Annotated in this window: 19 protein-coding genes; 13 read left to right on the top strand and 6 right to left on the bottom strand. The window is 53.9% G+C overall.

The features are described from left to right. Positions 1–17: 17 nt before the first annotated feature. Positions 18–551, top strand: a complete 534-nt coding sequence (locus tag IDH45_RS13945) for a GNAT family N-acetyltransferase (protein ID WP_190928572.1) — start codon at positions 18–20, stop codon at positions 549–551. A gap of 139 nt (positions 552–690) precedes the next feature. On the opposite strand, the gene IDH45_RS13950 is transcribed toward IDH45_RS13945, so the two are convergent. After that, positions 691–1,224 (bottom strand): DJ-1/PfpI family protein, encoded by a 534-nt coding sequence (locus tag IDH45_RS13950; protein ID WP_190928574.1) that lies wholly within the window; start codon positions 1,222–1,224, stop codon positions 691–693. Positions 1,225–1,481: 257 nt separating this feature from the next. Between IDH45_RS13950 and melA the strand changes: the two genes are divergently transcribed. The 6 genes from melA to IDH45_RS13980 all read left to right on the top strand — a co-directional run bounded on the left by melA (position 1,482) and on the right by IDH45_RS13980 (position 8,880). Further along, positions 1,482–2,894 (top strand): alpha-galactosidase, encoded by a 1,413-nt coding sequence (gene melA / locus IDH45_RS13955; protein ID WP_190928576.1) that lies wholly within the window; start codon positions 1,482–1,484, stop codon positions 2,892–2,894. Positions 2,895–2,936: 42 nt separating this feature from the next. Then, entirely contained in the window at positions 2,937–4,127 is a 1,191-nt protein-coding gene (locus tag IDH45_RS13960) for a HEAT repeat domain-containing protein (protein ID WP_190928578.1), read from the top strand. A gap of 901 nt (positions 4,128–5,028) precedes the next feature. Then, positions 5,029–6,042, top strand: coding sequence for an ABC transporter substrate-binding protein (locus IDH45_RS13965; RefSeq protein ID WP_317891207.1), 1,014 nt, complete (start codon positions 5,029–5,031; stop codon positions 6,040–6,042). Between the two features lie 337 nt (positions 6,043–6,379). After that, a complete protein-coding gene (ilvA, locus tag IDH45_RS13970; RefSeq protein WP_190928580.1) occupies positions 6,380–7,633 on the top strand; it encodes a threonine ammonia-lyase IlvA in 1,254 nt (417 codons plus the stop codon). 226 nt (positions 7,634–7,859) lie between these two features. Further along, positions 7,860–8,333 (top strand): hypothetical protein, encoded by a 474-nt coding sequence (locus tag IDH45_RS13975; protein ID WP_190928582.1) that lies wholly within the window; start codon positions 7,860–7,862, stop codon positions 8,331–8,333. Positions 8,334–8,364: 31 nt separating this feature from the next. Further along, positions 8,365–8,880, top strand: coding sequence for a hypothetical protein (locus IDH45_RS13980; protein ID WP_190928584.1), 516 nt, complete (start codon positions 8,365–8,367; stop codon positions 8,878–8,880). 77 nt (positions 8,881–8,957) lie between these two features. On the opposite strand, the gene IDH45_RS13985 is transcribed toward IDH45_RS13980, so the two are convergent. Together IDH45_RS13985 and IDH45_RS13990 are read right to left on the bottom strand one after the other, a co-directional pair. After that, positions 8,958–9,902, bottom strand: a complete 945-nt coding sequence (locus IDH45_RS13985; protein WP_190928586.1) for an aldo/keto reductase — start codon at positions 9,900–9,902, stop codon at positions 8,958–8,960. A gap of 15 nt (positions 9,903–9,917) precedes the next feature. Continuing rightward, positions 9,918–10,928 (bottom strand): Gfo/Idh/MocA family protein, encoded by a 1,011-nt coding sequence (locus IDH45_RS13990; RefSeq protein WP_190928588.1) that lies wholly within the window; start codon positions 10,926–10,928, stop codon positions 9,918–9,920. Positions 10,929–11,293: 365 nt separating this feature from the next. Between IDH45_RS13990 and IDH45_RS13995 the strand changes: the two genes are divergently transcribed. Beyond that, entirely contained in the window at positions 11,294–12,997 is a 1,704-nt protein-coding gene (locus tag IDH45_RS13995) for an ankyrin repeat domain-containing protein (protein WP_190928589.1), read from the top strand. 64 nt (positions 12,998–13,061) lie between these two features. Here IDH45_RS13995 and IDH45_RS14000 read toward each other — a convergent pair whose 3' ends face one another. The 3 genes from IDH45_RS14000 to IDH45_RS14010 form a co-directional block, all read right to left on the bottom strand. Next, a complete protein-coding gene (locus IDH45_RS14000) occupies positions 13,062–13,433 on the bottom strand; it encodes a Rieske (2Fe-2S) protein (protein ID WP_190928591.1) in 372 nt (123 codons plus the stop codon). Continuing rightward, complete coding sequence (locus tag IDH45_RS14005; RefSeq protein ID WP_190928593.1) at positions 13,430–14,563, bottom strand: amidohydrolase family protein; 1,134 nt, start codon at positions 14,561–14,563, stop codon at positions 13,430–13,432. The genes IDH45_RS14000 and IDH45_RS14005 overlap by 4 nt, the downstream gene beginning before the upstream one ends. 315 nt (positions 14,564–14,878) lie before the next feature. Then, entirely contained in the window at positions 14,879–16,213 is a 1,335-nt protein-coding gene (locus IDH45_RS14010; protein WP_190928594.1) for an ABC transporter substrate-binding protein, read from the bottom strand. 166 nt (positions 16,214–16,379) lie between these two features. On the opposite strand from IDH45_RS14010, the gene IDH45_RS14015 reads away from it, so the two are divergent. The 5 genes from IDH45_RS14015 (at position 16,380) to IDH45_RS14035 (ending at position 23,729) form a co-directional block, all read left to right on the top strand. Then, positions 16,380–17,174, top strand: a complete 795-nt coding sequence (locus IDH45_RS14015) for a helix-turn-helix domain-containing protein (RefSeq protein ID WP_190928596.1) — start codon at positions 16,380–16,382, stop codon at positions 17,172–17,174. 475 nt (positions 17,175–17,649) lie between these two features. After that, a complete protein-coding gene (gene hflX / locus IDH45_RS14020; RefSeq protein WP_190928598.1) occupies positions 17,650–18,915 on the top strand; it encodes a GTPase HflX in 1,266 nt (421 codons plus the stop codon). A 641-nt stretch (positions 18,916–19,556) separates the two neighbouring features. After that, entirely contained in the window at positions 19,557–21,050 is a 1,494-nt protein-coding gene (locus tag IDH45_RS14025; protein ID WP_223836642.1) for a HEAT repeat domain-containing protein, read from the top strand. Positions 21,051–21,415: 365 nt separating this feature from the next. Continuing rightward, positions 21,416–22,750 carry an ABC transporter substrate-binding protein gene (locus IDH45_RS14030; protein WP_190928602.1) on the top strand — a complete coding sequence of 445 codons (1,335 nt, stop codon included), beginning with the start codon at positions 21,416–21,418 and terminating at the stop codon, positions 22,748–22,750. 184 nt (positions 22,751–22,934) lie between these two features. Next, a complete protein-coding gene (locus IDH45_RS14035) occupies positions 22,935–23,729 on the top strand; it encodes a class I SAM-dependent methyltransferase (protein ID WP_190928604.1) in 795 nt (264 codons plus the stop codon). The last annotated feature ends 12 nt before the right edge of the window (positions 23,730–23,741 follow it).

The following is a 23,741-nucleotide window of genomic DNA, read 5'->3' on the forward strand; positions in this document are numbered from 1 at the left end:
TGAAGGTGGAAGAAAAGATGAGCAGCCTGTATCAAGACTTATACATAAGGCGGTTGGAGGATGACGATATCGGTTCCGTGATGGAGCTTATGCAGCTGATCGTATCGCTGCTTCCTTCTTCCGACTATTACGCGATGGACGATTCCGGCTATTTTCGCGAGCATATCCGGAATATGGGGGAGCTGTACGGCGCTTTTGCCGATACGCAGCTTGTGGCCGTAACCGTCCTGGGATTTCCCGGACCGGGTCCCCGGAACTTGGCACGCGAGTACGGGGTGCCGGAATGGGAGCTGCTTCGCGTAGCGGCTCTGGAAGGCTCGGCGGTCCATCCGTCCGCAAGGGGGAAAGGGCTGCAGCGGTTATTCGTGGAGCTTCGCGAACGGAGAGCTGCCGAGTACGGATGCTTGCACCTGTATTCGACAGTTCATCCGGACAATGAGGCAAGCCGGCGCAATCTGGAGTTGTCCGGATACGAATGGAAATTTTCCCGTCTGATGTACGGCGGTCTGCCCAGACATTGTTATGCGAAGCGGCTGAACGGACACTTGTAGGCAGCAACCGGCGGCTGCATCTGTGGCTTCGAACACCGCCCCAATGCGGTAGGGGGCCCCAACAAAACATCCTCTGCCGCATCCGCCGAATATTGGCGGGCGATAGAGGATGTTCCGCGTATATCGGATCGCAAGCGGCTTAATTGGCTGAATGGCCCAGCTTGCGGAGCGTTTCGCCGATGAAATCCGGTTCATCGTGCGGTCCCCGGGAAGTTACGAAGTTGCGGTCCACGACGACCGGCTGATCGGAATATACACCGCCTTGCTCGGCGATTTTCTCCGCTACGCCCGAATAGGAAGTGAAATTTCGGCCCTGGACGAGCCCGGCTTCGGATAGCAGCAGCGGACCGTGACAGATGGCGGATATTGTGATCTCCTTCTCGTTGGCTTGCAGAAGGAAGTCCAGAATCTGATCGTTCTCCATCAGATTTTCGGGAGAACGTCCGCCTGGAATGACGATCGCGTCATAATCGTCCGCAGATGCTTCGTTGATCGACAAATGCGTCGTATACGTGATCGTCCCCTGCTTGCCTTGCAGCTCCTGTTCTTTCTCCAGGCCGATAATGACGGCTTCGTGCCCATATTTGGTTATCGCTTCGAACGGATGTTTCATCTCGGAATCCTCATACCCGTCTGCCAGCAGAAAAGCGACCTTGCATCCTCTCTGTTCCATGTTCCGCACTTCCTTTCGTCATAAAGTTCTCTCTACAACTATGTATTACCCGGCTTGGACGCGAGTCAAACGAAAGCCGGTATTCAACCGCGGGGCGGCGCGGGCTTGCGGGATTGCCAAGAATGACGAGAAAAAATCAATTCCGTCCGGAAAATACGGAGGAGATGGAAGGGGATTCACGAATATATACGTATTGGGGTTTCATCGCGCCAATCTTCATGAGCGGGTTTTCATGGCAGGGAAGAAGGGGGAACGATATGAGAAGAGTAGCCATAATAGGAGCGGGCAGCGCCGTATTTTGCAAAACGCTGATGCTTGACATGATGGCCACGGAAGCGCTTGAAGATACGGAGTTCGTCCTGATGGCTCCCTCAACGAGAAAAACGAGCCAGGTCGCGACTTTCGCAGATCGCGTCATCAAGCGGAACGGGTTGAAATCGAAAGTAAGTGTAACGACGGACCGCCGGGAAGCGCTGCGCGGCGCCGATTATGTGATCTGCTCGTTCCAGATCGGCGGGATGGGCGCATTTGAGCTGGATTATAAAATTCCGCTGCGCTACGGCGTCGATCAATGCATCGGCGATACGCTCGGTCCCGGCGGCGTGTTCCGCGCGCTGCGCACCATTCCGGTTATCCTGGACGTAGCCCGCGATATGGAGGAACTGTGTCCGAAAGCGACGATGCTTAATTACGTCAATCCAATGGCGATGGTCGGTTGGGCGCTCGGGGAGACGAATATTCAGTACGTCGGCTTGTGCCACGGCGTGCAGACGACGCTTGATCTGATTTCCGGCTATGTGGAGGTGCCGAAATCGGAGATCGATTTTGTCTCCGCAGGGATCAACCATATGGGCTGGTTTCTTAAAATCGAACATAAGGGGAAAGACTTATATCCGGAGCTTCGGAGACGGTTCGAGGAGCCGGAGTATTACGTAAACGAGAAAGTACGAGGCGAAGTGTTCCGGCATTTCGGCTATTTCATGACCGAATCGACCGGGCACCTGTCCGAATACGTTCCCTGGTTCCGCAAAAGCCCAAAAGCGATGGAGCTGTACTGCGACGAACCCGCCTTCGGAGGCGAATCGGGAGCCGCCTATCAATGGGGCGAATACGTGGCCCGCAAATACGAGGAGCGTGACCTTCTGGCGGACGAGCCGGCCGACCTGCCTCCGCGTAGTATCGAATATTGCGCCTACATCATTGAAGCGCTCGAAACCGGCAAAACGTTCAAATTCAGCGGCAACTTGCGAAATAACGGCATGATCGCCAATCTTCCGGCGGATTGCTGCGCGGAAGGCCCGTTGTTCGCGGATCGGACCGGCATCCACCGGACGATTGTCGGGGAGCTGCCGCCGCAGTGCGCCGCGCTTAATATGACCAATATCAATGTTCAGCGTCTGGCTGTTCTGGCAGCCAAATCGGGAGATCCGGAAACGGTGGTGCAGGCCGTCGCGATGGACCCGCTTACTTCATCTGTGCTGACGCTGAAGGAAATCCGCGATATGGTGACCGAGATGCTGCAAGCGCAGGCGCAGTGGCTGCCGCAATTCACAGGGCGGCTGCCGAAGTCGACTCCGGTGATTCCGATTCCGGCCGACGTCCGGAGGGCGCATGTACCGATCGATCCGGCGCTCGCGATCTTCTCGCGTTTCGGAGAATTGGCCAAGTAGGCTGCACGATAAACGAATACATACATAGGAGCCGAGTTAACGATGAATCCATTTGCAGATTCCGTAAGTATGGGAAGGTATCATTTAGAGCACGATTCGTACGGCCTGGCGTCATTTTTCTTTTACCGGGCGATCTTGGAAGAGAATACGAACGGAAACGCCTGGAACGGATTAATCATGTCCTTCAGCCTGATGCGTAGGGAGGAAGACGCTCAGATCGCGCTTGCCCGGTTCGCTTTGCAGGAAGGGCTGCCGTTTGATAAAAATCTGGTCACGTTCGCCATGATGATGTTTCAGCGCAGTCCGATCGCTTTGTCGTCGTGGTTCCGGGCGATGTCGAAACGTTTCGGGCTGACTGCCGAGGAGCGGGATAATTACTCGCAGCTGGCGGACGAGATGGAGCAGACGTACCGGAAAGCGGCGGAAGAGCAGGGCGAGACGCTGCTGAACTTGCAGGGCAACCTTACTTTGGAGGAATATGCGGGCAAAACGATGGAGCTGGACAATCTGGTCGGAGGCCAGGTGGATGCAATCTATACCCGCGCCCAGGCCGGCTTGGACGGGGATATGCACGAGGCGCTGAACGCGGTCCGGATGTTGTGCATGGTGCCCGATCCGAGAAGCGAGAAGCTGCTCCGCCGCGTATGCCGCAACGAAGACCTGAACGGCAAAGTGATTACGCAGGCGCTGCTGTCGCTGCGCTGGCTCGGAGTCCGCGGCAATGTGAAAATTCATAAGATGGGCGAGCCGTTCGTCGTGAATCTGGACGATCCGCAGCCGGAGCTTACGATATCGGTGCCGGCCGCGTACAAACCGGCTCTCGACCGGATGAAGCTGTGGATGGCAAAGGAACAGGGCGCCGTTACCGAAGCGGAATACGAAAGCCACGCGTCTACGGACGAGCCGGAGCTGCCGCAGGAGCTGGCCGAGAAGCTGGAGAAGGCGGACATCCCGGCCGTTCTGCAGGAAGTGGTGCATACACTGATCCGGGCCGCCTACGATCATTATTATCCGTTCGTACCGACCATTCGCGAAACCCGCCAGTGGAGCACGGCGTTCCTTCTGCTGATGAGGGAGTATTTATTGGGCATCGGCGAAGCGTGGCCATACGGGGAGCCGGAGCAGGACGATACGGCTGTGCTGCACCGCAACTGGCTGTTAAGCGCCAGCCCGGATTTTCAAAATTCGGTGAAAACGGCCGGATTGATTCGGGCCAGCTTGAAGAAAGACTAGGGTTGTCGGAGTGGAAGGATAAGGATAGGGCAAGTGCAGGTGCAAGTGCAAATGTGAGTATACGAAAACGGCTATAAGACGGGCTGTCACTATAGTGATTATGCGATTGTGGAGCCCGGCCAAGAATCGATTTGAACAATAAGGACCTCAATCCACGTTACAGTGGAAGCTGAGGTCCTTTCGTTTTGAAACCCGGGGATGTTCCCGCCTCATGCGACACGTTTGGGGCAGCCACATACTTGCGCGGGCATCTTAATGACGGTGTCGGAGGCAGTGGCAGGTTCGCGATTTGTTGCTGACGGGTGCTGCCGCACCGATCATGGCGCTTTGCCAACGTGGCTGCCGCGATCTTCTGGCGATCTGCGTGCTGCCCAAGTCGCAGGATTCATCGTAGCCGCCCGGTCCGGTGCCTCTGCTTATGGGGAGGAAGGAGCCGAATAAGAGCGGTTTGTACCCTTTATTTCCTCCGAAACCGGCTCGAAGGGGGAAATAAGAGCAATTGGAGACTCTTAAAATCGGCGAAAAGGGTGCGGACCCCACAAGTTGGTTGAAATAAGGGGTACAAACCACCTCTATTTGTCCCGATCATCCTCAAATGCCAAAAATAGGAGGTGCGAGAGACTCTTATTCGTTGTCGAGCCCATGCAAGGAACGCTTGCCTTCAAGCGAATCATGTCTGCTGCAAGTAACGTCCCGTTTACGCAGTGTATTCTACGCGGAATAGGCTTCGTGAAAAAGCTTCGTACGATAGTTTTTGTTCCTGTATATTTTGTACAAACACCAAGACACATTTTTGAGTTTGTCCATTGAGTCTCGTTCCGATTTTGTGTAATCTCATTAATGATAATAATTATCATTATCACAGAGAGGCAGATTGCTCAAAAAGCGGGAGGGAACCAAGTTGAAAAGGCTGACAAAACAGAGCATATCCGTGATCGCTGCGGCAACGATGATGGGGCTGCTATTGATCGGGTGTACATCCGGCAATTCGGATTCAGGTTCAGCGAAAGGGGACAACGGCGGCAGTCCTGCCGGTACGAATGCGACATCGCCAAACGGGCAGACGGGAACTAAGGAACAAGCGACGACACGCTCGTATACAGATTACAAAGGGCATACAGTGCAAATTCCGGCAGCGCCGAAAAGAGTTGTATTCGCAGGGGAGACGACAGGCGATCTGATTGAGCTGGACATTCCTATGATCGGCATTTTCGGTGATCATCTGGATGGCAGAGTGTACCAGAAAGAAGCGGCGCAAATCGAAAACGTAGGTTTTCCGCTTAATCTGGAGAAGGTGATTTCCTTAAATCCCGATCTGATCATCGTCGGCAATACGGACGAGAAAGCTTACGCCCAGCTGGACAAAATCGCGCCGACAATTATGTTCGACACGTTTGCTTCGCTGGACGACCGCTTCAAGGAATTGGGCATTATTTTCAATAAACAGCAACAGACGGCCGACTGGTTGAAAGCTCATCACGCCAAAACCGCCGAGATGTGGAAGAAGCTGTATGCGACAGTGCTGAAGCCGGGCGAGACGGCCTCCGTGTTCACTTATTACCCCGGAGACCGGTTGTTCGTCATGGCAAGAGCAGGTCTGCCGCAGCTGTTGTACGGCGAAGGCGGGCTGAAGCCGACGGCCCCGATTCAGCAAGTGCTGGATGCGAAGGAAGGTTTCCGCCAAATATCCGTGGAAAGTCTCCCCGAATTTGCAGGCGACCGCATCTTTATTCTGGACCCGGTTGCCGACGAAGCAAAGAAATCGACGGATGCCCTCATAAACAGCGCGGTATGGAAAGGACTGCCGGCCGTTAAGAATGGGCATGTATATCGCCTTTACATTCAGAAATCGGACTCCGACGCCGCCTCGCGGGAATGGCTGCTGGAGGAGCTGCCGCGCATGCTCGCCAAGTGACTGTCAAGAACCATGAAGAGCAAGAAGAGCAAGAAGAGCAAGAAGAGCAAGAAGAGCAAGAAGAGCAAGAAGAGCAAGAAGAGCAAGAAGAGCAAGAAGAGCAAGAAGAGCCATGAAGAGCCAAAGAGCCATCGTCAAAGCTGGTACTTCCAGCACGTCGGGAAAAGTTTGCCGGACCGTGCTTCACCCTTTGGGGATTTCCTGAGCCTTCGCTTTGCTGAAGCTATTGTCGATAAATTGTCGGTGGACATTATGTCCCATGGATGTATAATGTAGAGATATTATGTGTACATGGATGCTGGACCGATAGGCATGTGCTGGATGGAGGAACTTACGGATGGTTGCGGATCGAGTCAGACTGGAAGACATTATCGTGGCGGGGCACGCGCTGAAGGACGTTGTGCACCATACGCCATTGCAAAAAAACTATATTTTATCGGAACGGTACGGCTGCAACGTTTATTTGAAACGGGAAGATCTCCAAGTCGTCCGTTCCTTCAAAATTCGCGGCGCTTATAACCTGATGCGCGGGTTGTCCGAGGACGAGCTTAAGAAAGGCGTCGTCTGCGCGAGCGCCGGCAATCATGCGCAGGGAGTCGCTTATTCATGCAAGGCAATGCAGGTTTCGGGCAAAATTTTCATGCCGGCGACGACGCCGCGGCAAAAAATATCCCAGGTGAAGCTGTTCGGAGGCCCGTTCGTGGAAGTGCTGCTGACCGGCGACACGTTTGACGATTCGTTGCGGGAGGCGCTTGATTATTGTAGTCGCGAAGGGATGCAGTTTATTCATCCGTTTGATCAGCCCGAGATTATCGCCGGACAAGGTACGGTCGGTCTGGAGATTTTGAACGATATGCGGGAGCCGGTCGATTACATTTTTGCCGGGATCGGCGGGGGTGGCTTGATGGCCGGCATCGCCGCTTACGTCAAAGGCTCGAAGCCGTCCGTGAAGCTGATCGGCGTAGAAGCGACCGGAGCGCCATCGATGCGCCAATCGATCCAAAGAGGCGAGATCGTTACGCTCGGTGAAATCGACAAGTTCGTGGACGGTGCCGCGGTGAAACGCGTAGGCGAGCTGACTTACGAAATCTGCAAGGAAGCGCTGGACGATATTCTGGTCGTGCCGGAAGGCAAAGTGTGCACCACCATCCTCGAGCTGTACAACGAAAACGCGATCGTCGCCGAACCTGCGGGAGCGCTGCCGATTGCCGCGCTCGACTTTTACAGAGACCAGATTGCCGGCAAAAACGTCGTATGCGTAATCAGCGGAGGCAATAACGATATCGACCGGATGCAGGAGATCAAAGAGCGCTCGCTTATTTATGAAGGGCTGAAGCATTATTTTCTGGTCAATTTCCCGCAGCGGGCCGGGGCGCTCCGCGAGTTTCTGGAGTTCGTCCTCGGGCCGAACGACGATATTACCCGCTTCGAATATGTGAAGAAGACAAGCAAAGACAACGGACCGGCGCTTGTAGGCATCGAGTTGAAGCAGAGGGACGATTACGAACCGCTGATCGACCGGATGCGGACGCGGGGGCTGCAGTTCAGCTATATTAACGAGGATTCCAATCTGTTCAGCCTGTTGATTTAAGGGCTGGACAACTTTGGAAGCCAGATGAGCTTCGATACCCAAAAGACAGATGATCCAATCGCTGTCTTTTTTTGTTTTTTCAAGGAAATAGCAGGAAATATTCGGGAATTGGGCGAATCTATCCGATATGGAGGCAATATTCTATATTAGCTAATCAGCATAATCGGAAGAAAGGGGGCGCGGCACCGGAACTTGCAGACTTACACGAAACGGGGAGGTTAGTCGGATGCACAAACCTAACTACAATGTCGGTCACAACGTCGGTACGACCATTCGCTGGTTTATTTTCATACCCAGCTTTTTCGGCGCTTATATGCTGATGGCCTTATTTCGATATCCGGTCGATTATTTCGTGCTTGGTTGGTTTACGAAGTATAGTTTGCAGACCAAATTTATTTTGGACCATCTGTATTCGGACTTTATCTGCATCGCGTTCGCCATATTCGTAAGCTGCATATTCGCGCCCGGAAAAAGGGTCATGATCGCGGCCGTCTACATGGGATTTGTGCTTATCGCCATACCAGGGCAGCTCAAGACCGATCTGCTCTACAACTATTACGGTTATCAGCCCTGGAAGATGCCGTTTCTTATTTCTTGCTATGTAGCCGCAGCCGTCTTACCGTTTCTTTTTATGCTGCTGCAGCAGTATTTAGAAAAGAAAGCTTCAATGCCGGCGGACACCCCCAAGCAAATCGCGTAATAAAAAACCGGATCAGCCGGGAGGTTTCAAAGTGATCATTCTGCTGGTAGTCGGCCTGTTTGTCCTTGCAGCCGGAACTTTCGCGGGTATTCTGGAATCCGATATTCTGATCGTCGTTTGCAGTGTTGCCGGAGGTCTGATCCTCGTCTCCCTATGGAAAATTTGGAACGTGCTGCAGAAGATTCATTATCGGCTGCTCGGCATTGCGTTGACGGACAGTCAACTGAACACGATTGTGAAACATTCCGGGAAATACGTTGTCGAGTCGGACCTGTTCGACGTTTATCCGGATTCCAACACTCTATACCCGCTGGTTATGCTGGACGGCGAACTTTATATACGGGCCAGACTGTTTCGCGATTATGTGGAGCAGGAAGAACATCGGTATCGGTTTTCGCTGCCGGGCCGGGAGCCTGTCCAGATGAAGTTTTCCGATCGTTATGTTCCGGGCGCCGCGCTGTTCGGTCACGGGGATCAAGTGTTCGTTTCGGTTTCGAGGCTTGGGCTTACCCCGGTTTTCTATAAGGATCGTATCCAGCTGGAGTAACTGCCGAGAAGATGGCACGATAAAAACCCCCGCAAGGCGATCAGCCTCATGCGGGGGTTGCTTCGATTGACAGTCAATCAGATCGCTTTGAGCTCGGCGGACAAGTCGAGCCAGTTCAATTCCTCTTCGCTCAGCTGAATCCGGGTAGCGTCGTGGCACGATTCCAGCTCCGCCTTGTTTTTCGGTCCGATCAGAGCGCAGGACGGGAACGGCTGGTTCAATACGTACGCAAGCGCAATCTGAATCGTGGACACGCCGCGCTCCTTGCCGAGCTGTTCGGCCCGGCGATACCGCTCCCAGTTGGCGTCGCTGTAGAAGACGCGGACAAGGTCGGCGTTGTCGCGTACTTCCGGCGTAAACGATCCGGTAAAAAATCCGCGCGCCTGCGACGACCAGGACAGCAGCGGGAACTGCTTCTCGCGGTGCCAGGCGCAGTCGGCGCTGTCTGCGGATACGCAGCCTGCCCAGAACGGCTCGTTAGCCTTCGCCAAGCTTAAGTTCGGACTGCTGAACGTAAAACCGACGAGTCCGTTCGCTTCGGCATAATCGTTCGCTTCCTGAATCCGTTGATGCGTCCAGTTCGATACGCCGATGGCACGTACGCGGCCTGCTTCGATATGCTCGTTCAGCGCCTCGATAATCGGGCCTACCGGTACGTTCGGGTCGTCGCGATGAAGAGCATACAGATCGACATAATCGGTGCGCAGACGCTGCAAGCTGATGGCGAGCTCTTCGTCGATCGCTTGCTTGTTGACGCGGGGACCGCTCGCATTGTGATGGGCTCCTTTCGTCAGCACGATCACTTCGCTGCGGTTGCCGCGGGATTCCATCCATAAGCCGATTGTTTCTTCGCTTTTGCCACCTGCATAAATATGGGCGGAATCGAGCGAATTGCCGCCCAGCGCGATATATTCGTCAAGCAGCACACCGACCGTGTCCAGCAGCTCCGGCTTGTAGTAATCCGTTCCCATCATGAGCTGGGAGCAAGGTTTGTCCAGTCCGGGTATCGTAAAATAGTTCATGTCGGCTTCTCTCCTTTATCCGTTCGGGATCGAAATTCGGGAACGCGTGCGCGCCGATTCGAGGCAGGCGTCGAGAACTCGCATATTCAGGACGGCATCGTTCGGTGCAAATCGGGCAGGGGTGCCATCCAGGACGGCAGCCGCCATCTCATCCGATTGCAGACTGTACTGGTTGACGGGCTCCAGCTGTTCTTCGCGCCGGTTGCCTTTGACCGTGACATAAAAGACCGAAGGAGCATCCGTCGAGCAGACGAAGGCGGAAGGAAGCTCGATGCGGCCTTCCGTGCCGAGCACCTCCAGCGTGTTGCGGCCTGCGGCCCACATCGCGCAATCGAACGTAAGCGCCACGCCTCCGGAAAATTCCAGCAGCCCGGAAGCCATCATGTCCACGCCCCCATGCTCGGGCGAGAAGAACGCATGTACGGTTGCCGCTTCCGGCTCGCGGCCGAGCAGCATACGGGCGGCGCTGATCGGATAGACGCCGATATCGTACAAGGCGCCGCCTCCCATGGCTTGGTCGTTGCGGAAGTTGGTCGTATTGGCCGAGCTGTTAAAGGTAAACGTTCCGTGGATTCCGCGAATCGCGCCGATCTCGCCGGATGCGATAATCTCTTGAATGCGCGCATACCGCGGATGATGGCGGTACATGAACGCTTCGGCCAGCTTCACGCCGTGCTTGTCGCACGCGGCGACCATCTCGGCCGCTTCGGCGGCGTCCATCGAGAACGGTTTCTCGCACAGCACGTGCTTGCCGGCTTCCGCGGCGCGGATCGTCCACTCTTTGTGCATGTTATTGGGCAGCGGTATGTATACCGCGTCGATATCGTCGTCGGCAAGCAGCGCTTCATAGCTGCCGTACGCTTTCGGGATGCCGAGCATCTCAGCGGTTTGCTTGGCTTTGGCTTCGTCGCGGCTTGCGATCGCAGTGACGATACCCCGCTGCGATTGCTGGATTCCGGGAATGACCGAACGGATGGCGATTCCGGCGCATCCCAGAATGCCCCATCGAAGTTTACTTTGTCCCATTAGTTGTCCAACCCCTTATTAGCAGTATATTGTCATTATAGTTCAATCACATTAGAATAAAAATAATAATATATTGACTCGGATAACACGATATTGTCATTATTCGTGTTTCGTGCTTGGCCGCTTGCGGCGCTCGTTGTCCCGCCCCGGAGCGCACTCCCGTTACCTGGATATATGCATATTTGAGAGTTCATTCCAGTCGTTTGGCTTCCTATGTCTGGGGCAAATGGCAAATACGAAATCATTCATGCCCGCATCGAAATCGGCGTGATATAATTGGGATAACGCAAGATATGACGAGACCGGGTAGACGATCATGAAGAGGGACCCATCACGGTCTACGAAAGGAAATGGGGTGCCGGCCATTGAACAACCTGGCAAACGGAACGGGCGAAGCAGGCGGTTTTAACGATAAGCCGAATCAGGGAACAGACGCGTTGCGGTGGATACAACCCGAAGAACTCCGCACGGATGAAGGTACAGACATTTGGCAAATGATAATGGCTTCGATCACGGGCGATCTGGCAAGCGCCGAGCAGTTGCTTCGCGTTAAGCCGCAGCTCGCCGCGTGCAGCTGGGGGTATTTCACGCCGATTCATTTTGCCGTGCGTTACGGACATGCCGAGCTTGTCCGGCTGCTGCTGAAGCACGGGGCGAATGCGACGGAACGATGGCTGGGCTGGCAGGACGACCCGCTTACCAAAGCGAAGGATCGCGGGTATGCCGGCATTGAGGAGTTGCTGTCCGGTCACCTGGAGAGCACGTTCCATATATCGCCTGACGGAGCCCGGGTATGCGGATTGATCCGGTCGGGTAAGAGCGAAGAAGCTGTGCAGCTGATCGACGGGCGCCCGGAGCTGATCCATGCCGGCGACGAGCGCGGCAATACGCCTTTGCACTGGGCTGTGCTGACCCGTAATCTGCGGCTGCTGGACGGCTTGATCGAACGAGGGGCTGACCCGGACGCCCGGAGGATGGATGGGGCGACACCGCTTCAACTCGCGATTGAAGGCGACTACTGGTTTAGAAGCCAGCGCGATCTGAATCGTAACGCCATCCGCAACGCGTGGTTTGTCGTCGGTTATCTGGTTGCCCGCGGAGCGGCATACGATCTATGGACGGCAGCGGCCATCGGCGATACCGAATCGATCGAGTCTTTTCTGAACGAAGACTCCGCACTTGTTCAGGCGCCCGATTCGATGGGGAGAAGAGCGTTAAGCTATGCCGCCAAATACGGACATTCCGCAGCCGTTCAACTGCTGCTCGATTATGGAGCCGATCCGAATGCGGCGGAACCGGATGCGCCTTACGGCAGTGCTTTGTGGCATGCCGTGAACGGCAATTATGAAGATATCGTTCAAAGGCTGCTCGAATCCGGAGCGAATCCGAACGCCCCGGTCGATGCAAGTGGCAATCCGCTGTTCATCGCGGCGAAGAGAGGTCACAGCTCGCTCGTTCAGCTGCTGTATGCCCACGGCGCTGCGATGAATCTGGATGCGGCATGCTGTCTGGGCCGGCTCGATCTGGCCGGCGAGATTTTGCAGGCGAACCCGTCTCTCGTGAACAGCGGCGGCGACTACGGGCCGTTGTGTATGGCGGCGGGAGAAGGGCGTACGGACCTGGTTCGTCTGCTGATCCGCCGGGGTGCGGATCTGAATGCGCCCTGGTACGCCAACAATTATATGGGCTACGCGATGGAGAAAGGACCGGAACTCGTAAGCTTGCTGCTCGAATCGGGGGCCGATCCGAATCACGCAAACTGGCTCGGTGTCACGTATCTTCATAAAGCGGCGGCGGCAGGCAATCTGGAACTTGCCCGGCAGTTCGTGGATGCCGGCGCCGATTGCAACGCGATGGACGAGGAGTACGGGGCGACGCCTCTTGGCTGGGCGGCCAAATACGGCAAAGCCGAATTGGTCCAATATTTGCTGGACCTTGAAGCGGACCCCCGGCTTCCGGCCGAGCAATCCTGGACACAGCCTCTGTCCTGGGCAAGGCGCAAGGGGCATGCGGATATCGCGGAACTGCTTGAGGTTGCGCTGACAAAATTGAAGACAGCCGGACATTGACAGGTCCGGTCTCCAGCAATTACGAAGGGTGCCGTATGTGATACCGGCACCCCAATTTCATGGATTAAACATGTACAAATAGCTGATCCTCGTTAACCGTAACGTCATAGCGCTCGACGGTCACATCGTACGTTTTCGTTCTCGTCTTCGGATCGACCACCATGCAGCCCGTCTTGATCTCGAATTCCCAGAAATGCCAGGGACACCGTACAATTTCGCCTTCCTGTTCAAAGCAAAACTCGCCGCGGGCGGTAGAGGTAACGAAGGAAGTCGTGATTCCCAAGCAGAGCGGTGCGCCTTGATGCGGACACAAATTGCGGATGGCATAATAATTTCCGTTCACATTGTACACGCCGATGCTGCGTCCGCCGATCTCCACGATTTTTCTCGACCCCGGTGCGATTTCCGAGGTGCTGCCTACACATACACGGTTCAAGCCCGGGCACCTCCCGCCGCTTGTTTTCTCGCCGGCAACCTGTACAGCTCCGCCGCATTTTGATAAAAGATACGTTCCTTCATCTCCTCGTCCATCTTCGGAAATGCAAGCAGCGGCGAATCAAAATCCCAGTGCGGATAATCGCTTGCAAACATTAAGTTTTCCCGGGCGTAGATCGCCTCCATCATAGGCATAAACATCTCCTTTTGCGGCGGAAGCTCGATGGGCTGGGACGTTACTTTCATATGCTTGCGATAGTATTCGCTTGGCGGCTCTTTCACCCACGGAGTCTGATGACGCAGCGCCTTCCAATCCTGATCGAGTCTCCAGATGAAGGGGGCCACCCACATCATCCCGGCCTCGACCATGATTACTTTCAGGTCCGGATATTTGACGAACACGCCTTCGAAAATAAAGCTGGCCATATGCGCCATCATAATTTGCGTGCGTGCTGCCCTGTATTCCGCGTAATAGCTTACATAACCGGCGCCGGTAGGCGGGTTGTTGATCCCGATTCCCTCCATGCTCACGTGGATCGCGAACGGCAAATTGTTGCGCACGCAAGCTTCGTAGATCGGCTCGTACATCCGGTTGCCGTATGGTTTTATCGCACCGTTGGAGACGATGACTTGAACCATGTCCGGATGCGAGCCGACCCGGTCGATTTCCTTGGCCGCCAGGATCGGATCCTGCTTCGGAATATGGACCGAACCTTTCAGCCTGCTGTCCCGGGACAAATAGTGCTCGATCACGTAGTCGTTGGAAGCCGAGCAGAGCGCTGCCGCATAATCCGTGTCCGGCGTCGTGTGAACGCCGTAATCGCTGCCCGTCATTATTCCGTACTCCAGATTGAATTTATCGATATGCTGGGCCCGAATATAGTTCAAATAGCTGTCTTCTTCCTTATTTCGCGGAGGTTGATGCTCCTGCATCGAGCCGTTCGTGCCGCCATTCAGATACATGTGGTTTTGTCCGGGAAGCCGGCGTCCCCAAGTTTCAACCTGTTCGCGGTATATACGGGGCAAATACGGCTTTATTCCGTCCAGTGGAATGGTGGCATGAATATCGCAATCGATGATGGACGTTTTCCCTCCGGGGGATTTGATTTTCGTCGACGCATTCGTTTCCATACGGTCACTTCCTCAACTATTAAGGTTTGGTAAAGTACTTATTTTCATCTTACAGGGGAGGGGGGGGCAAGAATATACAGGAATTTACCGTTTTATTTTCACTTTTTTGCATATGATCCGAATAGGTGCGGCTAATTTCGGTTCTTGATCCTTCGGGATCTGTCAGAGGAACTTCGGTCAGTGGACGAAGTATGGAAATGGAGGGCTTGGACAAAATTTTCGCCGGAGTACGCCGCCCGCCTGCCATCTTATCGTTAAAGAAGAAACAGACCTCCCGCCGAACCTGCAGCTGGAAGGTCTATTGGATTATGAGGATTACTTGCTTGCTTTTTCCTGCGCGATCCATTGATTCGATTCCTCTTCAATTTGCCGGAAAGCGGTATTTAAGTCGATTGTTCCTTGCGCGAGCTGCTCCAACGGCTTGAGGTATAGATCCTGCACACGCAAATCGTACACTGTCATCGGAGGGGAGTTCGTAAATTTGTTTTTGAGAATCGCCGAATAGTTCTTATTCGGGTAAGGCGCTTTGGTGCCGTAGGCTTGGATGACGGCCGGCGTTTGCAGGATCGGAATGATGGCGCGTTCGGATAACGATTTTTGCACTTCTTCCGACAGCATGTAGGAGAGCACTTCCATAGCTTGATCCGGATGCTTGCTAAGTGAGGTTATGGCGAACATCGTAGGCAGCGCCTGCTGTCCGACTCCGGGAACTTCTTTATATAGAGGATAAGAAGCGATGTCCCAATTCATTGCGGATACGTCAAAGTTCAGAAACATATTGGCTAGTCCGAGAAACATGGCCATATTGCCTTTCAAAAATTGATTCGGATCGGACATTTTCTTATTATCGGTAGTTTGATAGGCGGCAACCAAATGCTCGTACAGCGTCTTCCAGCGGGGATCGGTTTGGATCGTCGGCTTGTCCGTTTTGGCATCGACGTACGGAATCGAGAACGGACTTAGGGCAAGGGCGTAGGAAGGATACGTTCCGAGTCCGTAATATTTGATCCCGCCGTCGGTCCGGTTAAACCGCTTGGCCAGATCCAGCAGCTCGTCCCGTGTCATGCCGTCTTTCGGGAACGCCACTCCGAACTTATCGAATACATCTTTGTTGTAATAAAGTACCTCGGTGTTGCTCACCAGCGGGAGAGCGGAGATGCCGCCGCCAGACATCGATTTGGCGATATGGAGGGAGGACGGGTCCAGTTGGGCCAGGTTGACATTATGTTTCTGGATCAGCCCGCTCATATCGGACTGGATCTTGAAACGGTCCAAATTGTTGAAGGTGGCCGTATGAGTATCCCAATACACGTCGATCGCGGTTTTGGATGTGATCAGACTTTCCATCGTAACTTCTTTGCTTGCTTGAATATACTTGATCGTATATTCCGGGAATTTGGCTCTCATCGTTTGGCCGAATCGTTCGTTGAACGCTTCCTCCGACCAGCCCGAGGTGGAGAAAAAAACAAGCTCCACCGGTTCCCGCATCGCTGACGGTACCGGCTGTTGCGAAGTCTCTTGCCCGGTGAAGCCGCATGCAGCCAGTATCGACATAGTCCCTGCATCGAGCAGAAACCGGTAAGGGGTTAGCGCTTTCCTAGAAATAGGTTTAATCAGCCTCTTGACGGTATGGACACTCGAAAAAAACAACTTGTAACCCTCCTCAACGTCATTGGATAACCTAATTACGCTTTCATGATACATGCCGCCTGCGCGAAAAAACATGCAAGAATTTGAGATTTAATTTTCATTTTTTTGTGTCCGAAAGTTTGTTATTCTGAAAAAGGACGATCTGGCAAACAGGGGAGAATCGCGCATGATGACATTATGGAACGGGAGCATCGAGGTGGAGAACTGCGTTTATACGGGACCGCGACCGAGCTTCATGTACCCGGAGAGCACAAACCAAACGTACACGCTGCTTGGGATCGAGACCGGATCCTTCGAATATGAGATTAGGGAAGAGTCGGGCCGGGCCGCCTTCGGGGACTTGTTGTTATGTCCGCCGGACACGCTGTTTAAACGTAAAGCGCTTGAGGAAATTACGTTCCATGTCATTTATTTTCATTGGGTCATGCCGAAGCTGGAGTTGTACGATCAGCTGCCAGTCGGCAAATTTGGAATTCACGACACCGCCCGGCTGCTGTCGACTTATTCTTATTTGCGTGGGATGCAAAAGATTTTCAGCACGATGACTACCGCTAGAAACAGGGCGATTCCGCTGCTGCTGGACCTGCTGTTTTTGTGCGAAATGGACAGGGAGCTAGCCCTTAAGGGTAAAGATTCGAGCGACCCGATCATGCAGCTGGCCGCGGGGTATATCCACCGGCATTTGTTCGAAGAGATCAGCCTGAAGCAGATTGCGGGGAAGCTGGGCATCGGGCAATCCCAATTAACCCGGCGTTTTCATGCGGCTTATGGGACGACTCCTGTCGATTATATAACGAAGCTCCGCTTGGACGAAGTAAAGAGACGGCTGCTGGAGACCGATGAGACGCTGGATACGATCGCGTACCGGTGCGGATTCGAGAACGGCTCGTACTTAAGCCGCGTATTCAGCGCGAAGATCGGAATAACCCCCTCGTCCTTCAGAAGAAATTACCGGATCTAGCTGGCGGCGCTTTTAAGAAAATTCCTGACGGGGTTTGAGGCTCGCTGTTTCCGGAGAATATGGTTAAATAAAAATACTCGGTTGCATGAACGGAGCGTTAAGGTTAGAATAAGGGGTATGTTCAGGAACGGAGGGTTTCGTGTGGTGGATTTTATCCGAGTAGCAAGAATTTGGCGCGGCTAATGGAAGGTGCCAAAGGTCTGCCTGCGGGCAGAGGACTCGGGATAGGTCTGTCCACATAAGCTCATACGACAAGAAGGGAAATTGTGCTGCAAGACGGGAGGAGTGTGTCCCGAGGCGGCAGAAGTTCTGTTTTCTTTCTTTCCGTGTGACGATAGACCCGGCTATTCGGAATCTAGGCGTTTCGCCTTGCGAATGTATCCTTACGTCCTCTATACCGGTAACACAGGCAACGGCCGCGTCGTCTGTGTTTTTTTGTATTTTCAAAAACCGAGAATGAAAGGGCGATGAATATATGGAACAAAAAGCGATAATAGTTGGAGTTAATTTAAACGACCAGTCCGATTTTACGGATTCGATGGAAGAGCTTAAAAATTTGGCGGCGGCCTGCGATGTTGACGTAGTCGGGGAATTGACGCAGAATGCAAGCAAAATTCATATCTCGCATTACATCGGAACAGGCAAAGTCAAAGAAGTGAAGGAGCTGCTGGAACAGCGCGATGCCTCGATCGCAATATTTAACGACGAGCTGTCTCCTTCGCAAATCCGCAATCTGGAGAAAGATCTGGACTGCAAGGTGATCGACCGCACCATCCTGATTCTCGATATATTTGCCGATCGGGCCCAGACGAGAGAAGCCCAGCTGCAAGTCGATGTGGCCCAGCTGCAATATATGCTGCCGCGTCTGATCGGACTGCGGGAATCGCTCGGGCGGCAAGGCGGCGGTGTCGGGATGAAGAACAGAGGGGCTGGCGAAACGAAGCTGGAGCTGGACCGCCGCAGAATCGAAGCCAAAATATCCGCCCTGCAAAAAGAGCTGGAAGGGTTGGTCGCCCAGCGACAAGTACAGCGGAAGCAGCGGCAAAAAAACCGGATTCCCGTAGTCAGTCTCGTCGGATACACGAACGCCGGCAAGTCGAGCCTGATGAATGCGATCCTCGAGACTTACAATCCGGAAAGCGGCAAGCAGGTTTTGGCCAAAGACATGCTGTTCGCCACGCTCGAAACGTCGGTGCGTAATATTACTTTGCCGGACAACAAAGCGTTTCTGCTCACCGATACGGTAGGTTTCGTAAGGAAACTGCCGCATCATCTGATCAAAGCGTTCCGCTCGACGCTGGAGGAAGTATCCGAAGCCGATCTGCTGATTCACGTTGTCGATTATTCCAACCCGGAGCACGAGAAGCTGATCGAGGTTACCCGGGAGACGGTGGAGGAGCTGGGCGCCGGCCATATACCCGTTATATACGCCTACAACAAGGCCGAATTGACGGATGGGGAGTGGCCGGCCAACGAGGAGGAGCGGGTGTACATCTCCGCAAGGCATAAGACCGGGCTGGATGAACTGATGCAGCGCATCCGCAGTAGCATCTTCGGCGACTACGTCCGGTGCGACATGCTGGTTCCGTTCGATCAAGGCCGCCTCATCGCGTACTTTAACGATAATGCGAATGTGACGGCTACAAGCTACGAGGAGAACGGGACGAAGCTGACGATGGAGTGCAGGCGCGCGGATTACGAGAAGTATCAAGCTTATATTGTCGAAGGGGAGGGCAGCTGATTTCAGGCTGACTGTAACCTCTTGTCGAAACCCGGGACGTTATGTCCCGGGTTATTTCAACTTACCGAAATCCGCGACATGATGTTCCGTTTTTGGCAACGTTGCGTGCCTAGCCAAGCCAGCTTTAACGAACCGGTGGAAGTGGCCATGTGGACTTTTTGCCCTGCTTCAATCGGGGAAGGAACACAATAGGAGCGGTTTGTACCCTTTATTTTGTCCAAAACCCGCTTGAATGAGGGATTAAGAGCGATTTGAAGCTGTTAAAATCGGCGAAAAGGGTGCAGTCCTCACCAACTGGGTGAAATAAGGGGTGCAAACCGCCTTTATTGGTTTCGTTTTTGCGAAAAGGCAGAAAATAAAGGGTGCCAGAGACGCTTATTACGTATAGAGCTCGCACACGCAGAGAGTTTGGCGAAAGCATGGACAAGCAATCGAAGTTCCGATTGACGGCCGTCACCTATTTAGTATATTATATATAATATAGATTATGTACATGGAGGTTGCGGAGAAACCGGAGGCATAAGATGGAAGCGCATGCACGATTGCCGTGCAGGAACAAGCACACAGGGGATCACACCGCGAGTGGTCGTTACTAACGTATTTAGAAGATCATATCGATGAGTACAGGGGAGGATTTCGCCTTGATCGATGCTAAATATTTGTTGAACGATGAGCAGGTGGCTCAGTTTATCACCCATGGATTTGTGCAGCTTCAGACTGATTTCACCGAACAGTTTCACCAGGCCGTGCTGAAGAAAATGAGCGAAGTGTACGAGAACGAAGGCAATCCCGGCAATAATCTCGTTCCCCGCATTCCGGAAATTCAGAAGTTTTTCGATCATCCTACCGTTAAAGGGGCATTAACCAGCCTACTTGGGCCTAGCTATACGATGCACGCTCACCGGCACGGGCATTTCAACCGGCCGGGAACGAGCGACGGGGGATGGCACAAGGACAACTATTGGGGGAATGAGAAGACCCGCAATCATCTTCCGTGGTCAGCGATGATTTTTTATTATCCGCAGGACGTCACGGACGATATGGGGCCTACCGGCATCGTACCGGGTTCGCAAAACCGTTATAAAATGAACGTCGCCTCGGAAATCAACTTGCCGGTCGTCGGCAAGGCGGGGTCGTTCGTACTGATCAATTACGATATATGGCACCGGGCTACAGCCAACACGTCGGCGAACGACCGGTATATGCTGAAATTATTATTTTTCCGCCTGGAGGCGCCGAAGCGAGCGGAGTGGAACAACCTCAGGGAGGAGTGGAAGACGCCTGAGGGAATGATGCCCGTTCCGGACAACACCTTATTGTGGAACCATGTGTGGAAATGGATGTCCGGGTCCCCGGCTTGGGCGGACCGGCCGGCCGATCCTGCCGAGCGTACGGGGGCAGCGCGCCATAGCGATATCGCCGGGCTGGAAAGCCGGTTATACGGAGAAGACGAGAATGAGGCTTTGAACGCGGCTTACGGCTTGGCGGCGATCGGAGCGGAAGCGGTCCCGGCGCTTATACGCGGATTGAAGCATACTGATCCCGATGTGGTCAATCCGCTGACGTTTTCGATTCCCCGGCTTTGCGCACACGGCCTGGCGGCTATGGGACCCGAGGCGATTCCCGCACTAACTGAAGCGCTGGGCGATTCGTACGGGAACCGGGACGTGATCGGGCAGATCGCTTTTGCACTCGGCGAGATCGGTCCTCCCGCTTCCGGCGCCGTACCCGCATTAATCGGCTTGCTGCAGGAGGAATCGGATTTTATCCGCCAACATGTCGTGGAAGCGCTCGGCATGATCCAGGAGCCGGCGGAACAGGTCGTTCCCGCTCTTGGCGGCGCTCTGCAGGACTCGTCGATGTACGTCCGCTTCTCGGCCGGCCTGGCGCTCGCGCGGATCGGTCCTGCGGCCGCCTCCGCAGTCGGCGCGCTGAAGCAGGCGCTTCACGACGGGGATGAAGGTCCCGCTCCGATGCTGGCGGCATCCAAAGCCGACAAAGGGGCGCGTTACGTTTCGGCTATCGCCGCGACTGCGCTTCAGCGAATACGAACAGACGAAGCGTTGGACATTTTGTTATCCTATTTGCAAACCGCCAGATGGTGTCCGTCCACAACTAAAGTTTCTACGTTTTAATGTACAGGAACGGAAGCGGGTCCATCGTATAAGAAAACAGGTGCGGCTCGACCCCCGGCAAGTACGACGGTTATTGGGCAAATTGGCCTTGCCGGGGGGCCGGCTCCCTACGAACAGAACGGATGTATGCCTCCCTGGGGGCAATCGTTCGCCCTATCCTCCCATCCTCCAGCCCTACGGCTTCCTAGCTGCAGATGAAACCTATACCTACGGATTTCGATCGATCATACCCGCAGTTGCGATACCTCTTCTGACTAACAACAGCATGTGCCGAGTTTCTTTCAACCTTGTATGCGTTTACAAGTATGGATAGATAGGACGGATTACGTTGCAAGTCCGGAAAAATTAAAAATGGGGTGTTCCATATGCGGAAATCAAGAGTGATTTCATCCATCGGACTTTTATCCCTCACGTTAATTGTAAGCGCTTGCGGAAAGGCGGCCGGTCCAGCGGAGCCGGCTCCCGGTCAAACGCCGGACACTTCGCCGCCTCCGGCAACGGTTAATAACCAGCCGGTTACCGTGAAAATCGCCGTCCACGCCGGGATCGTCAACGACAACGATTTGAAACGGTATTTTATCGAACCGGTAAAAGCGAAATATCCGCATATCACAATCGAGAGAATCAATGTGGCCGACAAAGGGCTGAGCTTGCCCGAGCTGGTCTCGACGAATGCCGTTCCCGACATGGTGATCAATTATCCGTACAACTTGACGGATCTGACGCAGCTCGGCATCAGCTACAACATGGATGAATTGATCAAAACCCATAAGCTGGACTTGAACCGGATCAGCCCGGAATATTTGGAATCGATCAAAATCGTGAATGGTTCGAATTTTTATACGGGGTTGCCGATGAACAACAATACGTTCGCGTTGTTTTTCAATAAAGATTTGTTCGACCGGTTCGGCGTATCGTATCCGAAGGACGGCATGACCTGGGATGAAGTACGTGAAATCGCGGTCAAATTGACCCGCAGCGAAAACGGAGTCCAGTATTACGGCCTGTTCCCGGATAACGTGTACCGGGGGGCATATCAGGCAAGCGTGCCGTTCGTCGATCTGCAAAACAATAAATCGGTATTCCAGACCGATGCATGGAAAAACTTGTTCGAGCTGTGGTATAGTCTCTACAAATTTCCCGGAGCCGTAATCATGCCGAAAGAAATGAATACCGTCAACGGCTTCAAGACCGGACAAATCGCGATGTTCTCCGGGTATTCGGGCCAATTGCCGGATCTGTTGTCGATGAAGGATCTCAACTGGGATGTGGTCACCTATCCGACCAATAAAGTCGCGCCTGGGGTCGGCCAGCGGGTAGATTCTCCGATGATGTCGATTACGAGCACAAGCAAGGTCAAAGATGCGGCGATGCAAATCATATCCGTCATTTTGTCGGATGAAGTGCAAACCGAGATGACGCGCAACCTGCAGTCGTCCGTCTTGAAAGATCCGAAAATTAACGCCCAGTTCGGTAAGGCGACTCCGGAGCTTGCCTCCAAAAACGTCGTTGCGTTTACGAAGCTGAAAGTAGCGGTGCTGAAACCGTTCGGGTTCGTGCCGGTCGGCAGCGCAGCCGGCATCCCGATCACCGCGTTCACCGAGCTGCTCTACGCAGGGAAAGACGTGAATACGGTTCTTCGCGAAGCGGACGAGAAAATGGAAAAGGTGATCGCGGAAGAATTGCAGAAGAAAAAATAGAGCGGGTCTTTCAGGAACGAATCCATCACCTTCTCCAAGGCGGGGCGGGAACATAGAAGGAATGCGAGGAAGGCTGCCGCGTGCGGCCTTTTTTGTTTTAACCGATTGATCCTTCGGCGGGGGAAGGAAATCATGGAAGTAGTCCAGAATAACTATCCGGATAAGGAAGGGGGCTTACCGAACGATGAGTGAATGGAAATCGTTGACGGGTGATTCGCAGGCAAGGTGGGATGAGGTGGCGCCATTTTGGGACGATTATATGGGGGCGGCCAGCAACCGGTTTCACCGGGAGATCGTCAGGCCGAAAACGGAGGAGCTCCTGGATGTCAAAGAAGGACATGCCGTTCTCGATCTGGCCTGCGGCAACGGGAATTTCTCCAGACGGCTGGCGGATCTGGGCGCCAATGTAGTCGCTTTTGACTACAGTCCGGTCATGGTTCAGAGGGCGCTGGAGAGGTCCTCGGACTATGCCGGACGAATCGATTACCGGGTGGCGGATGCGACGAACGCCGAATCCTTATTGGGGCTGGGGACGCAGCAATATGAAAGCGCAGTGGCAAATATGGCGCTGCATGACATCGCGGATATATCGGCTATTCCGAAAGCGCTGCAGGTTATGTTGAAGCCCGGCGGCGTATTCGTCTTTTCGATTCCGCACCCTTGCTTCCAGCCTCCCGGTATGAGGAAAATTCATGAGACGGAAGAAATAAACGGTGTTGTTGCCACGAGAAACAGCATTCAGATCAGCAAATATTTGACTCCGGAGCCGTGCGAAAGCATCGGGATTCGCGGTCAGCCGGTACCGCATTATTTGTTCCATCGCCCGCTGTCGGCGTATATGAACCTGTTTATGCGCTCTAGCTTTGTGCTGGACGGCTTCGAGGAACCGAGCTTCGAGCCGGACGACAAAGCGGGCGAAAGGTTCGACTGGTATGAGATCCCCCCGGCGGCGATATTCCGGTTCCGCAAGCAGGGATGAGGTTTCGCCAGC

This window comes from Paenibacillus oceani (assembly GCF_014705615.1).
Taxonomy (GTDB): domain Bacteria; phylum Bacillota; class Bacilli; order Paenibacillales; family NBRC-103111; genus Paenibacillus_AB; species Paenibacillus_AB oceani.

Excerpts from the sequence above, each read along its gene's own strand:
- IDH45_RS13945 (WP_190928572.1), top strand. The coding sequence starts at position 18 with ATGAGCAGCCTGTATCAAGACTTATACATAAGGCGGTTGGAGGATGAC.
- IDH45_RS13950 (WP_190928574.1), bottom strand. The coding sequence starts at position 1,224 with ATGGAACAGAGAGGATGCAAGGTCGCTTTTCTGCTGGCAGACGGGTAT.
- melA (WP_190928576.1), top strand. The coding sequence starts at position 1,482 with ATGAGAAGAGTAGCCATAATAGGAGCGGGCAGCGCCGTATTTTGCAAA.
- IDH45_RS13960 (WP_190928578.1), top strand. The coding sequence starts at position 2,937 with ATGAATCCATTTGCAGATTCCGTAAGTATGGGAAGGTATCATTTAGAG.
- ilvA (WP_190928580.1), top strand. The coding sequence starts at position 6,380 with ATGGTTGCGGATCGAGTCAGACTGGAAGACATTATCGTGGCGGGGCAC.
- IDH45_RS13975 (WP_190928582.1), top strand. The coding sequence starts at position 7,860 with ATGCACAAACCTAACTACAATGTCGGTCACAACGTCGGTACGACCATT.
- IDH45_RS13985 (WP_190928586.1), bottom strand. The coding sequence starts at position 9,902 with ATGAACTATTTTACGATACCCGGACTGGACAAACCTTGCTCCCAGCTC.
- IDH45_RS13990 (WP_190928588.1), bottom strand. The coding sequence starts at position 10,928 with ATGGGACAAAGTAAACTTCGATGGGGCATTCTGGGATGCGCCGGAATC.
- IDH45_RS14005 (WP_190928593.1), bottom strand. The coding sequence starts at position 14,563 with ATGGAAACGAATGCGTCGACGAAAATCAAATCCCCCGGAGGGAAAACG.
- IDH45_RS14015 (WP_190928596.1), top strand. The coding sequence starts at position 16,380 with ATGATGACATTATGGAACGGGAGCATCGAGGTGGAGAACTGCGTTTAT.
- hflX (WP_190928598.1), top strand. The coding sequence starts at position 17,650 with ATGGAACAAAAAGCGATAATAGTTGGAGTTAATTTAAACGACCAGTCC.
- IDH45_RS14030 (WP_190928602.1), top strand. The coding sequence starts at position 21,416 with ATGCGGAAATCAAGAGTGATTTCATCCATCGGACTTTTATCCCTCACG.
- IDH45_RS14035 (WP_190928604.1), top strand. The coding sequence starts at position 22,935 with ATGAGTGAATGGAAATCGTTGACGGGTGATTCGCAGGCAAGGTGGGAT.